We start from the raw sequence: 15,492 nt of genomic DNA, 5'->3' as shown, positions 1-15,492 counted from the left end.
AATAGTTGTGACTGCTAGAACTGGGTCATGAATCTACAAAGAATATTTTGTACTGAGTTACTCAATTATTGTTGGCGTGTTGAAGTCATTAAATTTTGTGTTTCGATGGAAAGCAACAATGGCTATTAGCCTTTTAAAAGAAAATCATTTATCTATTATAAAATCAGCTATGAACCCACTTACTGAAAAAGCGAAAGTGCTCAAAGAGCAAATCTCCTTTACCGACTTCCTATCCCGGCTCGGCTATGAGCCAAAAAGGACCAAAGGTCATGAATCGATGTATATCAGTATGGTCCGGGATTCGGACACAGATGCTTCCTTTAGTGTTAATGAGAAACTTGGTGCCTGGTATGATCATGGGATGGGTAAGGGCGGGAACATTTTTGATTTTGGGAAGCTATACTGGCCAGACCTGGATTTTGCTGAGATTGTGGACAAGGTCCGGCAGATTTGTGACCTCAGCATTGATCTGCCGGAAGGTGCGCAGCGCAAAGCATCCCGTCCCAGGATCAGGGAGGCGGTCAAAATCCCTAATTATAAGATCGAAAAGGTTTTGCCTTTTGGGAGTTCTGAGGGGATCAATACTTATTTGAAAGGTCGCGGGATTTTTGAGGTTGCTGCTGACCGGCTGCAGGAGATCCATTATTATGTCGAGGATGAGAAGAAATTACGTAAGCGCTATTTTGCTGCCGGATGGCAGAATGAATCAGGGGGATGGGAGATCCGCAACAAGTATTTCAAAGGCTGCCTGGGTAAAAAGGGGATCACGATGATCCCTGGAGATCCAAAAAAACTGGTGGTGTTTGAAGGCTATATGAATTACCTGAGCTGGCGCCGGGAAAATCCTTCTTCCAATGCTACCGCATTGGTCCTGAATTCACTGGCCTTGCTGGAGCGGGGTTTGGACAAGGGGAAGGCTTTTCCGGAGATCGATGTTTACCTGGACAGGGATAAGTCGGGATATACGGCTTTAGCTGCCTGGATGAAAGCACTGCCCTATTCTACCGACCGTTCTGAGCTCTATAAGGGGATGAATGATTACAATGACAAGATCATTGCCGATATCAAATTAGCGCGGAAGTTGCAGAACCAGGTCCGCTAGGCTTAGTCCGCTGCAAAGACTTTATGCAGGAAGATGTTCTTTCTGATGGAGTTGAGAATGGGAAGGTCAAGGGTACATCCCCTAGTCTGGCAATGCTGATGGTCCTCCTGATCAATCCTGATCTCTCCTACCATTTCATTTGCTTCATTGAAGATCTCATACCACTGGTTACCCAGCGCTTTGAGCCTGAAGGTATGTTCTTTGATGTCGTCACTGGCATTAATTTCAAAATCCTGCCTGGTATTAGTTTTTGCTGGAAATCAACAAGGATGCTGGTTATTTTGTTTGAGGCAAACAGGCGTTTTGCTTATCAGCACCCTGCTTTGACTTTTACTTTGCAAGATGTCTTCTTGTCCGACAGAAATTGCTGCGCAACACCTTTGGCCCAGAAGTGATCTTGCCCTGGCATCTTCCCTTCAGTCGATATTCAGGGAGTTCAGTCTGCTCGCAACTCACAGACTTTTTATGGATGATAAAAAAAAGCGGCTGGCTGGCCGCCCGGTGATGAAGTCAGGTAAACGCAGCAAGAAAATCGAAGCCAGGTTTACCGAAGAGGAGTTTAATGCTATTGTAGCGATGGAGAAAAAATACGGGATCAGCAGGACCGATTTGGTACGGCTGAAGCTGCTGAGCAGCTCCGGGCATTTAATTGTGAATGCGGGGGCGCTATTGCTGCCACTCGATGCCATAGGTGCCGAGTTGGGGAGAAACGGCAACAACATCAATCAACTGGCCAAATACGCAAATACACTAGCCAAACGGGGAATGCTCTCTCCCCAGATCATCGAAAGGTTTAATGTGTTGCTGGCCGCCCATGGGCTCATTCAGCAAAAGCTGGAAGTGTCCCTTCGTAAAATCATCCGCTCAATGGGCCATTAGTTCACCTGCTCATTACTTAGTATTCAACAAATCAATTATTCACCAATTCAACACATCATGAATTCACAGATCATCATCGATTTTCCCATCCTGGCTTCCGGGCTTTTTGTGTATTTCGGCATCAAGGGCGCTTATAAGATTTTATGTTACTTCCTTCCTGAGCGCTGTTCGCCATGGCATTCAGGCTACATTTCCGGCCATAATGCACTCGCAGATCAACTTCGGCCTAAAATTGACAAACTAGTTGAACAATGGGAGCAACTCCAGGCACATCAGGAGCAAGCACAAAATGGTACGGAATATAAACCCATTAAGAAGGATGATCGTCAAGTTCCTGGTCAAGAGTAAGACCTTCAAAGGCGTCCGCTACAATACCAATAAGGTGGAGAAAAATAAGGGTGAACTGATGAAGGTCTCTGGATTCGGCATTTTACAGGGAATGTCCCAACTGATGCCCCAGGATTACATCAATTACCTCCAGTCAATTTCTTCCCGTAATAAGCAGGTCATCTACCCTCAGCTGCATGTAGTCATCTCCGCAAAAGGCAAGGAGAATTCAAAGGAGGAGCTGACAGGTATCGCCGATAAATGGATGCTGGCTATGGGCTATGCCGATCAGCCTTACTTGGTGATTTTCCATAAAGATACCCGGAACCACCATGTCCACATCGTCTCTTCAAGAGTAGACAAGTTTTCCGGAAAGAAAATCAGCAGTACATACGAAAAGGTGCGCGCTCAAACTGCAATGAACCGGATCATGAGACTGGATGAAAAACTGACCGCCAAAGCTGATTTGGATAAGGCCATGAAATTTAACTTCCAAACCAAGGCGCAGTTCATGATGATCCTGGAAAGCAAGGGTTATTCGGTAGCTGAATCGAGTGGAAAAATGTTTCTGAGCAAGTTTGGTACAAACCTGCTGGACTTTGATCCCTCTTTTCTCAAAGAACGCAAATCCAACTATGTGGTCAATCAATCAAGGGCGAGCCAAATCACGGCCTTAATACACAAATTCCGGAAGCAATACTCGGCAGTCCTCCGGCTAGATACCATCCCATGCCCAGGCAAGACGGGAAAGATTAGCGATACTTATACCTCAGACCTTGCCGTACACCTGAAAAAGACCTTTGGCATCCAACTATTATTTCATGCCGCTGAAGGCAAAACTCCATATGGCTACAGTATCGTGGATCATGCTGATGGGAACGTCTTCAAGGGGGGTGAAATTATGGACATCGCCGAGTTGCTGGATGGAAATGCTAAAGATCTCAGCAGTTCTGCAGCTCATCAGATCAAAGACAAAGAGTCAATAGATCACGCCATCATTGAATCATCCGATCAAGCCCTCACAAATTCATCGCCTCAACAACTCAACGGATCATCAGATCAACAGCAGGGCAATGAGGAAGCATTTGATGCTTGCTCACAAAGTATCCGAATTGACATTTCAGACGATATCGACGACGAAGCCATCCATGGCAGAAATCGCCAACGGAAACGACAAGCCCGAACAAATAAACGTTAAGAATTCTGAAATTTATTTTATCTTTCACCAATGAAATTAACGCTGATTTATACCCTCCTAATAGCCTTAAGCGTTAATACAGCTTCCAGTCAGGAAAAAATCTGGACCAGGCAATCAAACATTTCCGAGGTCATTGCTTTTGAAAAAAAGATCAATCCGGAAGCGAAATTTCTGAATCAGGATGTTTTCCTATCCAAGGATCACTATCCATTGGCAGACAAGTACAAAGTTACAAATCCGGTGATTGTGTATAGGGAAGCGATGGGCTACCTTCCAATTTATGCCGAGTATTTCTATACGCCAGGTGATTCTGTTTTAAGATTGGTATCTTATGACTGGGAAAAGGGGCGTTACGACAACTTTTTTGATAAACAGAAAATGTGGCAGGAAGAGAATAAGAAATTCGACGCCTACAATGAGGAATATGAAAGAATTAAAAAAGACCTGATCGACAAACTCGGGAAACCAACATCTGATGACAAGTCAGCAAAATCCATCAAAAACGAAGGATCTTCCTATCTCAAAAGAAACACATTGTGGGATACTGATAGCATATACACTGAACTGAATATGATCTTTTCAGCAGGTACACACCGAATTAGACTGACGCTTTACTGGAAAAAATGACCGGGCAATAAATATCATGATTGGCGTGTTGAAAACTGCATTTTACACTTTTCTTGTTTTATTATTTAATGGCATTGGCTTAAGTCTATTTCTTTTCTCCTTTCTCACGTCAGGAAGTCTGAAAGCTGATGGTGTGTTTTATATTTTCCATACAGAGCATATATTTAGTAAAATCATGCTGATAGTCATAACTAGTATAACAACAGCCCTTCTCGTCCAGCAAATCAGCAAATGGGTAAAACCATCAATGGGATATGCGCTAAGGGATATTAGGAAAATATTTTGGCGGCAACTGTACTTTTCAACAGTCGCCTGCATAGCCATTTGGTTAATGCAAATTTTATAGGCTATTCCTCGTGAAATACCGGAGGTGCTGCTTTTTTAACAACAAGTGCCTTGTTAAATTCCGGAAAAAGCTGCTTGAGCTGAGTAGAATTCAGGTTGGAAAGTGTAATGAAAGTCCATGTCTTACCATTATCACCGCTGATCCCAAGCAATTGACTGTCGGTTGTCAGGTAACCGCCTTTAACACCCATGATCAGGTTTTGATCAACGGTGCAATGAAGTTCTTTTCCTGATGGATATATTTTTGAGACTTTACCTATTGTTCCACTGCGAAACGATGTACCAACTTCTTTCATTTTCTCCGTGCCGGTTTTAATCATGCTCATCATTTTCGCCTTACCACCCATCATGGATACAACTTTAGGGTAGGTATAATTTACCAGCGTATTAAGGTCTCCCTTGAGAAAGGCGGTTAGCATAATCTGCGCTTGTTGTTTTACAATTGCTGTATCCTGGGCTTGAACAGCAATTCCCCATGTAATAAAAGCGATTAAAAACAGCGTCTTTTTCATTTGAATATTTTAAAGCCAAGCTACTCAAATAACCGATCACATACAATCCAATTTTAAAATAAAACGTCATGATCATACTCATCGGAAACCAAAAGGGCGGCGCAGGAAAAAGCACTTTCACCATGCTGCTGGCGAACTACCTGGCCATCTACCGGCACTGTAAAGTCACGGTGATTGATATGGATTATCAGCAATCGATATCGCAAAAGTACCAGCGGGCAAAACTGCTGGAAAATGCGGAACCCTATGAGGTGATCGCCGCTGGTCTTGAAGATTATGCTGGCCTGCTGAAGGTACTCAATGATAATCCGGAAGATCTGGTACTGATCGATCTCCCGGGGAAATTGGATGATGACGGCTTGATACCGGTATTCCAGTCGGCAGACCTGGTGTTTTGTCCATTCTCTTATGATGAGTTCAGTTTTGAGTCAACAGTGCTTTTTTCGGTGGTATTGAATAAGATCAATCCGGAAGTCCAGGTCACTTTTATTCCCAACCGGATCAAAGCGAATGTGCGGTACGAAACCCAGCAGGAGGTGGATCAGCAGCTTTCCAATTTTGGGATGGTGACCATGGCCATTCCTGACCGGATCGATTTTCAGCGGGTCAATACTTTCCGAACGCCGGAATCGCTAATTCCGGTTTTGCAGCCGGTACTGGATCAGCTTTTTGTCAATCACCTTGCTTTCCTGCTCGAGGATTTCGGTGCAGGCGAATTCAATGAATACTAAATATGAATGAAATCAAATCTCTTGCCGATCAGCTCCGGCATAGCATGGCTTCTAAGCCGCGTGACAATCTGGTCCCGGTTACCAAAACCGGGAAAAAAGGGGCTGCTCTAAAGTCATCGTCCAACCCTGCGCCACTCATATTACAGGAAATCCTGGATTATGATGCCTCTAAGAACAAGGCCATGGTGCATGTCAAACTGGATGAGGAAACTGCCAGGTTACTGGGCCATTTTAAAATGGCAACAGGCATTGACAACATCAAACTGGTTGCTTTTGCGGTCCGTCACCTTTTTGCCAGCCAGCCCGAGCTGAAAACTTACATCAAAAACTTCATTTTAAACTTTGACTTATGACCTGGATTAATTTTTTGAGCTTTCTCGGTATGGGATATGCTGCTTATTACGGCCTGCTGATCTTACTGGAGCGCAAATCCGCTCCCGGTAAGGCTGATCCGGTTTCCCCGGTGCTTACTTTCACTGAATTTGTAGTGCCGGAAAAGATCAGCCTGGAAGATATCGGGCTGAGCTCCCCTGCTGCTTCATCTCCAGCATCTATTGCCCTCGGCGGGGTATCTATCAAAGAGCTGTTCGTACTGGCAAGAAAAGATGCCATTGAGTTCACAAAATCAGTGAGCTTCTAGTATTAATTAGTTCAGGCTAAATTTAAACTGGTATTGAAACCTAACTGGTACCGCCTTACCGTCGAGATAGACCGGTAGCCAGTCTTCCTGGGGCAGTAGTTTGAAAACCCGCAATGCTTCTTCTTCCAGTCCATAGCCGAGTTTACTTTCCAGCTGGATGTCCTTGATTTCTGCTGCCGCTGTAAGCGTTGCACTGATCAGGACTGCGCCCTGGACGTTATATTCCATGGCCTTAACCGGATAACGAACTGCGGCGACCATGATCGAAAGCATTTTATTGTTTCCTCCCATATATAGGTTTTGAAGGGGTAATTCTTTCAATGCATTGCCCTGCTCATCGATCTGGGTAATTTTGGTAATTAGCAGCGGGGCTTCCTGCTGGAGAAATTTCCTGTTGCTGAAGTCGTATTTATACCTAAGCTCGCCTTTCCAGTAACTCTCCCAGATCCCAACGCGCTGACCGTTGTCGTAATTTCCCGTTTCGCGGTAGCCTGAGATCGAGGCGGTATAAGGGCCATGCTTCAAAGCAGGATCTGATTTAAGGACGCTGTAACTTTCACTTATCTTAAAACCCTCCCCTTTTTTAGTTTGTGAGATTTTTTTGGTGTCTTGCGCGAATCCCTGGATAGCAGATGAGCAGAGTACCGTGATGGAGAGCACAAGAGAGAAGGACAGCGAGCGCGTCGGGAATTGCAGTTGCAGATGGCGTTTCATATATGTATTTAAGGCCGCTAAGTTAATCATCTTTACACATGTTGTGCATCCTATGAATTATCGATCATCATTACTGGCACTTCTGTTCCTCCTTTTTAGCGGCACCCTATTGGCGCAGCCCGGCATTGCAGAGATGAACCAGGCTACCGGCAATTTGCGGAGCACATTCTTTTCCGCCCGGGATGCAACCCTGGTGCTGGCAGGTTTGCTGGGCATCTGCGGGGCAGTCAACATCTATTACAACTGGCAAATGGGCCGCGATAAGGTCGATCTGAAAGTGGCAGGTTGGTTTTTTGCTGCATTTTTTATGATCCTGATGGGACCTTTTCTACAGGTGTTATTTGGGATATAGTTTTTTTGTTTTTCTATGACAGGCCGGAACGGGCCTCCAAAGCATTCGATTTATGTTACAAATTGAGACGTACCAAACATTTACTGGTACTGGCGATGCTGATCGCCATTACCCAAACTGCTGCTTTTGCCCAAAGCGGCGTCACAGGCCTGAATACGGCCACAACAACCCTTAAAACTTATGTCGGTCCGGTCACCAATGTGACCCTTGTAATCGGCGGAATCGTCGGACTGGTCGGTGGCCTGCGGGTCTATTCCAAATGGAACTCCGGAGATCAGGACATCAACAAGGAGCTCATGGGCTGGGGCGGTTCCTGCCTTTTCCTGGTGCTCTCTTCGCTGATCATCAAAGCTTTCTTTGCGCTGTAATGGAAAGGACCTTTAACGTATACAAGGGGCTGCAGAGGCCCCTCGTATACCGGGGTTTCTCCGGGAAATTCATTTACTGGGCTTTGGCTTCGGTATTATGCGGGCTGGTGCTGGGCGCTTTAAGCATAGCCCTGTTCAGCATGCTTTTCGGCGTACTGGTCTTGGCCGCATGTATTGCGGGCGGTATGTATTATACACTTTCTGAACAGAAAAAGGGCCTGCACCAAAAATCCCGGTTTAAGGGAATTATTCATCACCAATCTCAGATCAATCCTAAAGTATATGTCAAAGCACAACGCATTTCAGATGCCCTATATCGGTATTGATCAGTACCAGGATATGGATCTGCTATACGGGCTCAATGGTGAGTTCTCCGTCGTGATCAAAATGGTCAATCCGGTATTGCAATATTCCGGCTCGAGGGATGCTTACCTGGAGCTTCATAGCGTATTCAGCAATATCCTGAAGATCATCGGTAAGGGATATTTACTCCAGAAGCAGGACATCATTTGTAAATCCCCCTATCCTTACAGGCCGGCAAATGAATTCTTGCAGGACAAGTACAACCGGCATTTCGAAGGCCGAATGGCTACTCAGATCCAGTCCTACCTCACCATAACCCGGCAAGTCAAAAAGGGTGCCTTCTACACCTTTGATCCCCAAACACTCTCAGACTTCCGCCAGATGGTCATCAAAGTGATTGGTATTCTGGAAACCGCAGGTGCCGGGCCCAAACTATTGGCTGAAGCCGATGTCAAACTGCTGATCAAGCGGATGCTTGGCCTCAATTTTACCGGGAAATCGGTTAGCCTGAATAACATTTCAGCTGCTGACCAGCAGCTCAGCATGGGTCAACTTTCTCTGCGCAGCATCAGCCTGATAGATATCGACAAGATTGAACTGCCGCAAAAAGTCAGTATCCACACGGAACTTAGTGATACCGATACCATTCGCGGCTTTCCTGTGGACCTGCTGTCTTTTTTGATCCGCACACCTGAATACCACTGTATTATATTCAATCAGCTGATCGAAATCCCTGAACAGGCGGGAATATTGCGGAAACTGACCCTGAAACGAAAACGGCATTCCGGCATTCCTGATCCGGCCAATAACTTGTGTGTAGACGATATTGATGCCCTGCTGGATGATGTTGCCCGGTATAGCCAGTTGCTGGTGAATGCGCACTTTAATATTATGGTGGCAGCGCCGCACGAAAAGCTGCAGGCTGCCTGCAACTTCATCGAAAGCGAACTGTTTAATCAGGGCATTACTCCTAGCCATAATGCTTACAATCAACTGGAGCTTTTCCGCACGGCCATCCCCGGCAATGGTGTAGAACTCAAGCCCTACGACTGGTTTCTGACGACGGGTGATGCAGCACTTTGTTTCCTGTACAAGGAATCCCTGCCTGTAGATGATCCTTCTGATTTCCTGATCCGTTTTGCCGACCGGCAAGGAATTCCTGTTAGTATTTGTCTATCCGATTTCATGATGAGCAGCGGCAGGATGGTTAACAGGAACCGTTTTGTTCTGGGGCCCAGCGGTTCGGGCAAATCCTATTTCGTCAATAACCTGATCGAGCAGTATCTGCTATATAATATGGATGTGGTCATTGTGGATGTCGGCCACTCCTATTCCGGTCTGTGTGCCTATTATGGTGGCAAATACATGACCTACAGCGAAGAGAAGCCTATCACCATGAATCCATTCGCGATTTCGGAATCCGAATACAACATTGAAAAAAAGGATAACCTGATCACTTTGATCTGTTTGCTATGGCGGGGCGCTGAGGGAACGGTTTCTAACGTAGAACGTGACGTGATTTCCCTGGTGCTTTCGGCATACTACCGACAACATTTTTCGACTGAATCTAGATCAGCTTCTTTTTTGAGCTTCAATTCCTTTTATGAATTTGCCATCGAACACATTCCTGGCATCAAGGCCCAGGAGCGCATCCCTTTTGATCTGGAGGAATTCGCCTTTTTGCTCAAAAAGTTCTACAAGGGAGGGGAATACGAGACCTTGCTCAACGAAGCGGCTGATCAGTCTCTGCTTTCCGAACGCCTGGTGATCTACGAAATCGACAGCATTCAGTCCAACAAAATTCTGTTTCCCATTGTCACGGTGATCATCATTGACCTCTTCATCCAGAAGATGCGGCAGCGCAAACACCAGCGTAAAGCTTTGATTTTGGAAGAAGCCTGGAAGGCGATCACAAGTCCCCTGATGGCTAATTTCTTGCTGTATTTGAACAAAACGGTGCGTAAGTTCTGGGGTGAGATCATCGAGGTGACCCAGTCGCTTTCGGACGTGATCGGTAATCCGATACTGAAAGATTGTATCATCAGTGAATCAGATACAGTGATCCTGCTGGATCAAAGTAAATTCAAGGACAAGTATGATGAGATCGCGGCCTTGCTGTCGATCAGCGACACCGAACGCAAAAAGATCTTTACCATCAATCAGCTGGACAACAAGGCTGGCCGGGGACGCTTTAAAGAGGTTTATATCCGCCGCGGAAAGACCGGTGAGGTTTACGCTACGGAGGTCTCGATCTATCAGTACCTCTGTTATACCACGGAAAAGCCGGAGAAAATGGCCGTAGAAAGCTATGTCCAGCATTACGGGAGTTATCCTGAAGCACTGGAGGCTTTTGTTGCCGATATGAACAGCAGTGGTTTGACTATGGGAAAGTTCGTGTCAGAGATCAACCGCTTAGGTTCAGTATTTCGTCAAAAAACAACTGCTTATGAGTAGATTTTCATTCGTATTTCTCCTTTTGCTGCTAAGCAGCAGGGTCTGGTCCCAAACTTTATATGTGGATCCGGCAGTTTCTGCCGCCATGTATTCCCACAGCGCCACCATCGACGGCCAGCTGAACCGCAGCAACAACAACCTTACGCTGATCCAACGCGGGCAAATGGCGGTAACCGGCCAACTGGTGATCGTCAATGACCTCCAGGACAGGATCTATCGCGGACTTTCTGAAGTCTCCGGAATTTTGCATTCCCTGACGACCATTAAGGAGATCAGCGAGATCGGCATTGATATCGTTGATGACGTTTCTCAGGCGGTCAGTATAGCCCGGTCCAATCCGGTACTCTTACTCTTCGCAGAAGAAGGAGCCCGTGAGTTTAAGCTGCGTGCCACTAATCTGGCCTTGGAAGTCAGTAGTTTCGTATTGCGCGGGGGCGCAAACAATTTGATGGATTCGGGTGAACGCGCTAAGCTTTTGAACCACATTGCTTCCGAGCTGCGCATTCTGCGAGGCGTAGCCTACGGGATGCACCGTGCCATGTACTGGGCTAAGATGCAGGGCATCTGGCGCGCGCTCAATCCCTGGCAAACCTGGATCAGCAACGATGTGCAGATCGCTAACGAGGTGATCCGTCAGGCCAAATACCTCAAAAAATAATTAACCCAATCACCTATTTAATATCAGTCATGATCACATTACGTATACTGGCTCCGGCGATGAGGTTTAGCACCTATATACTGGTCTGCCTCTGCTGCTTTTCAGCTAAAAGTTATTGCCAAAAGAAGGCTTTGAACATCGCTGGCATTCACCAGCTGGTGGCCGATTCTAAATCTGAATACGGTCTTCAGAATGCAGCCCGCGATAAACAGGCCATTACTACAGCAAACGAGCAGGCCAACAAAACCATGCTTGCCCGGCTGAAAAACAAATACCGGGAGCTGCAGGAACGTTATCATACTTTGGGCGCCCTGATCAGCGCTGCTAACATTGGTATCCAGGCTATGCCTATGCTGAACCAGATCATCCGCAACCAGGCTTCCATTTACAGGATGGCTTATGATCATCCGATGCTGATCGGACTGGCTTACCAGACTGAAATTGAGTTTGTCAGCAAAGCCAGGTCACTGGTGAATTACCTGATCGGGCTCTGCGCAAGCATCGGCGCTGTGAATCAGATGAAGGCTTCGGACCGTAAAGTGCTTTTTGACTATGTACTTTTGGAGCTGAATACAATCCAGTCCATGTCGGCAAACCTGTTGAATTCCATGTATTACGCAAACCTTTCGGGAGGCCTTCGATCTTTGAATCCATTTCAAACTTACATTGATCAGGACAAGGCATTGGTGCAGGAGATCATTGGAAATGCAGCTTATTTAAAATGATAAAAGTAATAACTGAACCTTCTTTCTAAATAATCCCGCCAAACGGTTAGGGCATGCGCTATGCCAGCTAGAAACCTGCTTTCTGAGCCTGGATCACTGAAAGCAAAACACTTTGAGTTCGGACCCAAACAGAACATCCTTAATTATCCCTGAAATGAACCGATCACACTGTACCATGATCTCGCTGCTGATGTCAGCCGGACTCCTCAACCAGGCTGATGCACAACGCGTAGTCTATGACAAGAAACACTTCCAATCAGTCAATGAGAATGCGATAGCGCGGCATGCGGCTGAGCTCAACCACAACCAGTACCTGGAAAAGATCGATCAGAACCTGCAGCGCATCAATCTGAATGTTGGCTCGGTGGTGACTGCTCAGACCATCATTTACGATGGTTTGTCCAATGTCAATTCTGCTTTGAAAAATGGCCGCGCCGTGCTGCAGATGGGAAGCATCATTGCTGATCTGCTCCATTACAGCAACCAGATGCTGAATATGGCAAGGGAGGAGCCTTTCCTGCTGCTTTTTGCAGAGGACTTCGCCCATCAGATGAAAGCCAGATCAACCCGGCTGGTGATAGATGTTTCCGGCTTTATCCTGAAAGAAGGCAGCAATGTACTGAGCGATTACAACAACCGGGATCAGCTGCTCCGCCAGGTCAGCCAGGAGCTCCAAATTATTTCTTCGCTTGTTTATGGTGCCTGGAAAGCCATGTTCTGGGCAAAGCAGCGGGGCATCGTTCACTCACTGAACCCTTATAATGATTTCATCAATCAGGACCGGCAGCATGTCGAAGACATCATCCGGACTGCCAAATACCTTAAATAAACTTATGCTTATGAAAACTCTTTTTATCATCATCACCTTTATGCTACTCGGGCATTATGGTTTTGGCCAGCGGGCCATCGAAGACGAGGCCATTCGTTACCAGCAGGAACGAATGGTCTTTAAGCAATGGGATCGCGGGAAGTTTGAGCCTGGCTCAGGCTGGCTGGGCATCAATCCTTATTACTGGCTCACCTGGGGATTGCATCCAAATTACCCGGACACGGACCGGCGACCGCTTTCGGCCTGGGGACCGCAGACCCAGCGGCTGGGTATGGTTGGGCTAATGAACAGCGCGAGCGATGCTTACAAACTGGAGGCGGATACCCTGCGAAATACTTCGCTGCTGGAGGTCAGTAATTTTAGCGGGGCACTTTCTGCTGCCGATCCGCTTTGGATCTTGTATTACAGCAAAGAACTCAAGCCAGTTATGGAACATAATGTCGCTGAAATTCTGGCTGCTGTGCCTGCACCTGTTCGCGGGAAGATCCTATCGGAAGAATTGTTTGATTGGTACAAGAATGAACTGGAGATCCTTAGGGAACGTGTCAACGGGGCAAGAACTGGCAACATGGATCGTGGCTCGAGGATTTTAGCTTACCACAGGCTTTTGGGGGAATACCGAACGCTCGCAGCAACCTGGGCGACCCGAACGGCAAATGCTGAGCACAAGCTTAAACTCGGCAACACGCCTTTAAAATTGAAGAATGGCGAAGTTAATATCAACTCCTGGACATCCAGTTCAGATGTAGGAATTGCCCGGGAAGTGATCCGCTCCCGCAAATATTAATGCCTATTTTGATGCTTGATTACCTGCTTAACATTAGAATTATCACTATGTTTACAACATAAGGACAGGCAATCATGAGCTTATTATTCCAAAGATTCTTGAATTACTTCAAATCAGGTAAGCTCATTACTCGAAGTTACATACCGATGTTGTGGGAAGATGACTATTGCCAGGTAGAATTGGTGCCAAAGGAAAACCTGCCTTTTTTGCAACAGCAGATGAAGGAACTGGAATTGTTTGACCAGGAGCACCGTACGGATTACGGCTATACAGATATTGTTCAGCGTGAAGATCATCCGGTTAAGACAATTTCCTGTGAATTCCGTGCAGACTATTTAAAGGTTGCCCTTTCATCTTTCAAACTCCCTGAATTGCATCACATGCGATACGAAGCCGGGGAAATCAGGTCGCTAAAGAAATCTAAAACTAAAGCATATGGCTTCGAATCCTTCACACTTTTCTTTGAAATTGAAGAGGAATATGTGGCGACCATCTGGCTGAAATTCCATTTGATTACCTCAGTCACTGAATATGACATCATCCTGGATGCGCTCTATCATCTTGGAGAGGAAACCAACCTTCTGCTTGTTGACTGGAATGCGGTAGAGATCATTGATCTTAGCAACAAGGTACAGATTAACGGCTACCTAAAAGGTTGGTGGAAATAATTAGGGTATAATCTCCCTTGGTTTTCTTTTTTTAAACATCAGGCATCTCTGCCTGAATTAATTTATTGTTCATCAAATTTTTAACATGCTAACCATGAAAAAACTACTTATAGTGGCAATTCTGCTGCTAAGCGGTACTGCTATGTGCTATGCCCAGGGCCCTCCGCCCGATTATAAAAAGTCGCTGGAATTCCTACAGGGCAATGGCATCTATGAAGAAGGGATGATGACTTTCCTAGCCGGAATGAAAGATTCCATCTGGACGCATTTTGATTTGTTCATCTCTGATGCCAAGGCCCTGGCCGCTATTTTTATGATCATTTTCTTTGCGATCAAGTCCTATGAAATGATGTCGGGGGATAAAACATTGGAGGTAATGCCGCTGCTCAGGCCTTTCGGTTTGACGATGATCATCATCTGGTGGGGCGCTTTTGTTCGAATGGTAGCCTTCCCGACTGACCTGGTGGCGCTCAGGACCGAAGAGATGTTCAAGTCTGAACAGGCCAATGTCAATAGCCTGCGCTTTGACCGTGCGGAGTACATGTATAAAGTTGCCAATGCACTTTACTCCTTCCAGGCGGAATCCGAGGTCGCCGAAAAAGAATCCGATACCTGGTATGGCCAGGCCTGGGATGCGGTAAGCGGAACGGTTAAAGAAGGGATCTCCGCTGTGGTAGCGCCACTGGTAGAGTTAAAGAACCGGCTGGCGGTTGGCATGCAATTGCTATTGACCCAATTGCTGGAACTCCTGGCTTTATGGATCTTGCGCCTGGCAGTTTATGTGATTTTCATCATCCAGATCATTTACTCCAGCATTCTGATCATTCTTGGGCCTTTTGCCGTGGCCGTCAGTATTCTGCCTGCCTTCCGTGATAGTTTTAGTACCTGGATCGCCCGCTTCATTGCGGTGAACCTATATTCCGGAATTGCCTACCTGGTGATGTACATCATGGCGCTAATGCAAAAATATGCGCTAAGCTCGGAGATCAGTAAGTACAAGGCGTTGATCGGCCCTACCGGAACTGACGGGGAATTTATGGCCAGGCTCACCATTTTCGCTACAAACGGTGTGCTTTCATTTGGAACGGTGATCATCGTTTTTCTCATTGGTGCCTGTTGTATGTTCACGGTGCCCAGCATCTCGACCTGGATCGTTTCCACCTCGGGCATTACTTCTGCTGCATCCAGCTTTGGACGAGGCTCATCAACTGTATTTGCAGCAGCTAAAAAGGCCGGTAAGTTCTTTTAAAGCCAGCTTTTAATTAAACGCTCC

21 protein-coding genes are annotated in these 15,492 nt (G+C 46.3%); 19 read left to right on the top strand and 2 right to left on the bottom strand.

What is annotated here, in order from left to right; all coding sequences use genetic code 11:
• Positions 1 to 169: 169 nt before the first annotated feature.
• The 6 genes from WAE59_RS03515 to WAE59_RS03490 are packed head-to-tail and all read left to right on the top strand — an operon-like array spanning position 170 to position 4,133.
• Positions 170 to 1,102, top strand: a complete 933-nt coding sequence (locus WAE59_RS03515; protein WP_337854547.1) for a hypothetical protein — start codon at positions 170 to 172, stop codon at positions 1,100 to 1,102.
• 23 nt (positions 1,103 to 1,125) lie between these two features.
• On the top strand, positions 1,126 to 1,497 hold the full coding sequence (locus WAE59_RS03510; RefSeq protein WP_337854546.1) for a hypothetical protein: 372 nt from the start codon (positions 1,126 to 1,128) through the stop codon (positions 1,495 to 1,497).
• Positions 1,445 to 1,981: a plasmid mobilization protein gene (locus WAE59_RS03505; RefSeq protein ID WP_337854545.1), complete on the top strand. Its 537-nt coding sequence runs from the start codon at positions 1,445 to 1,447 to the stop codon at positions 1,979 to 1,981. The genes WAE59_RS03510 and WAE59_RS03505 overlap by 53 nt, the downstream gene beginning before the upstream one ends.
• A 57-nt stretch (positions 1,982 to 2,038) precedes the next feature.
• Positions 2,039 to 2,329: a hypothetical protein gene (locus tag WAE59_RS03500; RefSeq protein WP_337854544.1), complete on the top strand. Its 291-nt coding sequence runs from the start codon at positions 2,039 to 2,041 to the stop codon at positions 2,327 to 2,329.
• Entirely contained in the window at positions 2,301 to 3,506 is a 1,206-nt protein-coding gene (locus WAE59_RS03495; protein WP_337854543.1) for a relaxase/mobilization nuclease domain-containing protein, read from the top strand. The genes WAE59_RS03500 and WAE59_RS03495 overlap by 29 nt, the downstream gene beginning before the upstream one ends.
• A gap of 30 nt (positions 3,507 to 3,536) precedes the next feature.
• Positions 3,537 to 4,133 (top strand): hypothetical protein, encoded by a 597-nt coding sequence (locus tag WAE59_RS03490; protein WP_337854542.1) that lies wholly within the window; start codon positions 3,537 to 3,539, stop codon positions 4,131 to 4,133.
• A 347-nt stretch (positions 4,134 to 4,480) separates the two neighbouring features.
• On the opposite strand, the gene WAE59_RS03485 is transcribed toward WAE59_RS03490, so the two are convergent.
• The gene (locus WAE59_RS03485) at positions 4,481 to 4,990 is read right to left on the bottom strand and encodes a hypothetical protein (protein WP_337854541.1); all 510 of its coding nucleotides are present in this window, start codon (positions 4,988 to 4,990) and stop codon (positions 4,481 to 4,483) included.
• A gap of 68 nt (positions 4,991 to 5,058) precedes the next feature.
• On the opposite strand from WAE59_RS03485, the gene WAE59_RS03480 reads away from it, so the two are divergent.
• Genes WAE59_RS03480 through WAE59_RS03470 form a run of 3 tightly spaced genes read left to right on the top strand, consistent with a single transcriptional unit; the run spans position 5,059 to position 6,361 of the window.
• On the top strand, positions 5,059 to 5,721 hold the full coding sequence (locus tag WAE59_RS03480) for a ParA family protein (RefSeq protein ID WP_337854540.1): 663 nt from the start codon (positions 5,059 to 5,061) through the stop codon (positions 5,719 to 5,721).
• Between the two features lie 2 nt (positions 5,722 to 5,723).
• Complete coding sequence (locus WAE59_RS03475) at positions 5,724 to 6,074, top strand: hypothetical protein (protein ID WP_337854539.1); 351 nt, start codon at positions 5,724 to 5,726, stop codon at positions 6,072 to 6,074.
• Complete coding sequence (locus WAE59_RS03470; protein ID WP_337854538.1) at positions 6,071 to 6,361, top strand: hypothetical protein; 291 nt, start codon at positions 6,071 to 6,073, stop codon at positions 6,359 to 6,361. The genes WAE59_RS03475 and WAE59_RS03470 overlap by 4 nt, the downstream gene beginning before the upstream one ends.
• A 6-nt stretch (positions 6,362 to 6,367) precedes the next feature.
• On the opposite strand, the gene WAE59_RS03465 is transcribed toward WAE59_RS03470, so the two are convergent.
• The gene (locus tag WAE59_RS03465) at positions 6,368 to 7,075 is read right to left on the bottom strand and encodes an energy transducer TonB (RefSeq protein WP_337854537.1); all 708 of its coding nucleotides are present in this window, start codon (positions 7,073 to 7,075) and stop codon (positions 6,368 to 6,370) included.
• Between the two features lie 52 nt (positions 7,076 to 7,127).
• Between WAE59_RS03465 and WAE59_RS03460 the strand changes: the two genes are divergently transcribed.
• The 10 genes from WAE59_RS03460 (at position 7,128) to WAE59_RS03415 (ending at position 15,468) form a co-directional block, all read left to right on the top strand.
• Complete coding sequence (locus WAE59_RS03460) at positions 7,128 to 7,427, top strand: DUF4134 family protein (RefSeq protein ID WP_337854536.1); 300 nt, start codon at positions 7,128 to 7,130, stop codon at positions 7,425 to 7,427.
• Between the two features lie 62 nt (positions 7,428 to 7,489).
• Positions 7,490 to 7,795, top strand: a complete 306-nt coding sequence (locus WAE59_RS03455; RefSeq protein WP_337854535.1) for a DUF4134 domain-containing protein — start codon at positions 7,490 to 7,492, stop codon at positions 7,793 to 7,795.
• Positions 7,795 to 8,121, top strand: coding sequence for a plasmid transfer protein (locus WAE59_RS03450; RefSeq protein WP_337854534.1), 327 nt, complete (start codon positions 7,795 to 7,797; stop codon positions 8,119 to 8,121). The genes WAE59_RS03455 and WAE59_RS03450 overlap by 1 nt, the downstream gene beginning before the upstream one ends.
• Complete coding sequence (locus tag WAE59_RS03445) at positions 8,078 to 10,552, top strand: TraG family conjugative transposon ATPase (protein ID WP_337854533.1); 2,475 nt, start codon at positions 8,078 to 8,080, stop codon at positions 10,550 to 10,552. The genes WAE59_RS03450 and WAE59_RS03445 overlap by 44 nt, the downstream gene beginning before the upstream one ends.
• Positions 10,545 to 11,210 (top strand): hypothetical protein, encoded by a 666-nt coding sequence (locus WAE59_RS03440; RefSeq protein ID WP_337854532.1) that lies wholly within the window; start codon positions 10,545 to 10,547, stop codon positions 11,208 to 11,210. The genes WAE59_RS03445 and WAE59_RS03440 overlap by 8 nt, the downstream gene beginning before the upstream one ends.
• A 29-nt stretch (positions 11,211 to 11,239) precedes the next feature.
• Entirely contained in the window at positions 11,240 to 11,935 is a 696-nt protein-coding gene (locus tag WAE59_RS03435) for a hypothetical protein (protein WP_337854531.1), read from the top strand.
• 154 nt (positions 11,936 to 12,089) lie between these two features.
• Positions 12,090 to 12,764 carry a hypothetical protein gene (locus tag WAE59_RS03430; RefSeq protein WP_337854530.1) on the top strand — a complete coding sequence of 225 codons (675 nt, stop codon included), beginning with the start codon at positions 12,090 to 12,092 and terminating at the stop codon, positions 12,762 to 12,764.
• Between the two features lie 10 nt (positions 12,765 to 12,774).
• Positions 12,775 to 13,551, top strand: coding sequence for a hypothetical protein (locus WAE59_RS03425; protein ID WP_337854529.1), 777 nt, complete (start codon positions 12,775 to 12,777; stop codon positions 13,549 to 13,551).
• A 74-nt stretch (positions 13,552 to 13,625) separates the two neighbouring features.
• Complete coding sequence (locus WAE59_RS03420) at positions 13,626 to 14,219, top strand: hypothetical protein (protein ID WP_337854528.1); 594 nt, start codon at positions 13,626 to 13,628, stop codon at positions 14,217 to 14,219.
• Between the two features lie 94 nt (positions 14,220 to 14,313).
• The gene (locus tag WAE59_RS03415) at positions 14,314 to 15,468 is read left to right on the top strand and encodes a plasmid transfer protein (protein WP_337854527.1); all 1,155 of its coding nucleotides are present in this window, start codon (positions 14,314 to 14,316) and stop codon (positions 15,466 to 15,468) included.
• Positions 15,469 to 15,492 lie beyond the last annotated feature (24 nt).

The sequence above is a fragment of the Pedobacter sp. GR22-6 genome (assembly GCF_037402555.1).
GTDB lineage: Bacteria > Bacteroidota > Bacteroidia > Sphingobacteriales > Sphingobacteriaceae > Pedobacter.
This window is presented reverse-complemented; position numbering and strand designations above follow the sequence as displayed.

What these genes read in the sequence shown, in the direction of transcription:
- WAE59_RS03515 (WP_337854547.1), top strand. Translation starts at nt 170, where the DNA reads ATGAACCCACTTACTGAAAAAGCGAAAGTGCTCAAAGAGCAAATCTCC.
- WAE59_RS03510 (WP_337854546.1), top strand. Translation starts at nt 1,126, where the DNA reads ATGCAGGAAGATGTTCTTTCTGATGGAGTTGAGAATGGGAAGGTCAAG.
- WAE59_RS03505 (WP_337854545.1), top strand. Translation starts at nt 1,445, where the DNA reads ATGTCTTCTTGTCCGACAGAAATTGCTGCGCAACACCTTTGGCCCAGA.
- WAE59_RS03500 (WP_337854544.1), top strand. Translation starts at nt 2,039, where the DNA reads ATGAATTCACAGATCATCATCGATTTTCCCATCCTGGCTTCCGGGCTT.
- WAE59_RS03495 (WP_337854543.1), top strand. Translation starts at nt 2,301, where the DNA reads ATGATCGTCAAGTTCCTGGTCAAGAGTAAGACCTTCAAAGGCGTCCGC.
- WAE59_RS03490 (WP_337854542.1), top strand. Translation starts at nt 3,537, where the DNA reads ATGAAATTAACGCTGATTTATACCCTCCTAATAGCCTTAAGCGTTAAT.
- WAE59_RS03485 (WP_337854541.1), bottom strand. Translation starts at nt 4,990, where the DNA reads ATGAAAAAGACGCTGTTTTTAATCGCTTTTATTACATGGGGAATTGCT.
- WAE59_RS03480 (WP_337854540.1), top strand. Translation starts at nt 5,059, where the DNA reads ATGATCATACTCATCGGAAACCAAAAGGGCGGCGCAGGAAAAAGCACT.
- WAE59_RS03475 (WP_337854539.1), top strand. Translation starts at nt 5,724, where the DNA reads ATGAATGAAATCAAATCTCTTGCCGATCAGCTCCGGCATAGCATGGCT.
- WAE59_RS03470 (WP_337854538.1), top strand. Translation starts at nt 6,071, where the DNA reads ATGACCTGGATTAATTTTTTGAGCTTTCTCGGTATGGGATATGCTGCT.
- WAE59_RS03465 (WP_337854537.1), bottom strand. Translation starts at nt 7,075, where the DNA reads ATGAAACGCCATCTGCAACTGCAATTCCCGACGCGCTCGCTGTCCTTC.
- WAE59_RS03460 (WP_337854536.1), top strand. Translation starts at nt 7,128, where the DNA reads ATGAATTATCGATCATCATTACTGGCACTTCTGTTCCTCCTTTTTAGC.
- WAE59_RS03450 (WP_337854534.1), top strand. Translation starts at nt 7,795, where the DNA reads ATGGAAAGGACCTTTAACGTATACAAGGGGCTGCAGAGGCCCCTCGTA.
- WAE59_RS03445 (WP_337854533.1), top strand. Translation starts at nt 8,078, where the DNA reads ATGTCAAAGCACAACGCATTTCAGATGCCCTATATCGGTATTGATCAG.
- WAE59_RS03440 (WP_337854532.1), top strand. Translation starts at nt 10,545, where the DNA reads ATGAGTAGATTTTCATTCGTATTTCTCCTTTTGCTGCTAAGCAGCAGG.
- WAE59_RS03435 (WP_337854531.1), top strand. Translation starts at nt 11,240, where the DNA reads ATGATCACATTACGTATACTGGCTCCGGCGATGAGGTTTAGCACCTAT.
- WAE59_RS03430 (WP_337854530.1), top strand. Translation starts at nt 12,090, where the DNA reads ATGAACCGATCACACTGTACCATGATCTCGCTGCTGATGTCAGCCGGA.
- WAE59_RS03425 (WP_337854529.1), top strand. Translation starts at nt 12,775, where the DNA reads ATGAAAACTCTTTTTATCATCATCACCTTTATGCTACTCGGGCATTAT.
- WAE59_RS03420 (WP_337854528.1), top strand. Translation starts at nt 13,626, where the DNA reads ATGAGCTTATTATTCCAAAGATTCTTGAATTACTTCAAATCAGGTAAG.
- WAE59_RS03415 (WP_337854527.1), top strand. Translation starts at nt 14,314, where the DNA reads ATGAAAAAACTACTTATAGTGGCAATTCTGCTGCTAAGCGGTACTGCT.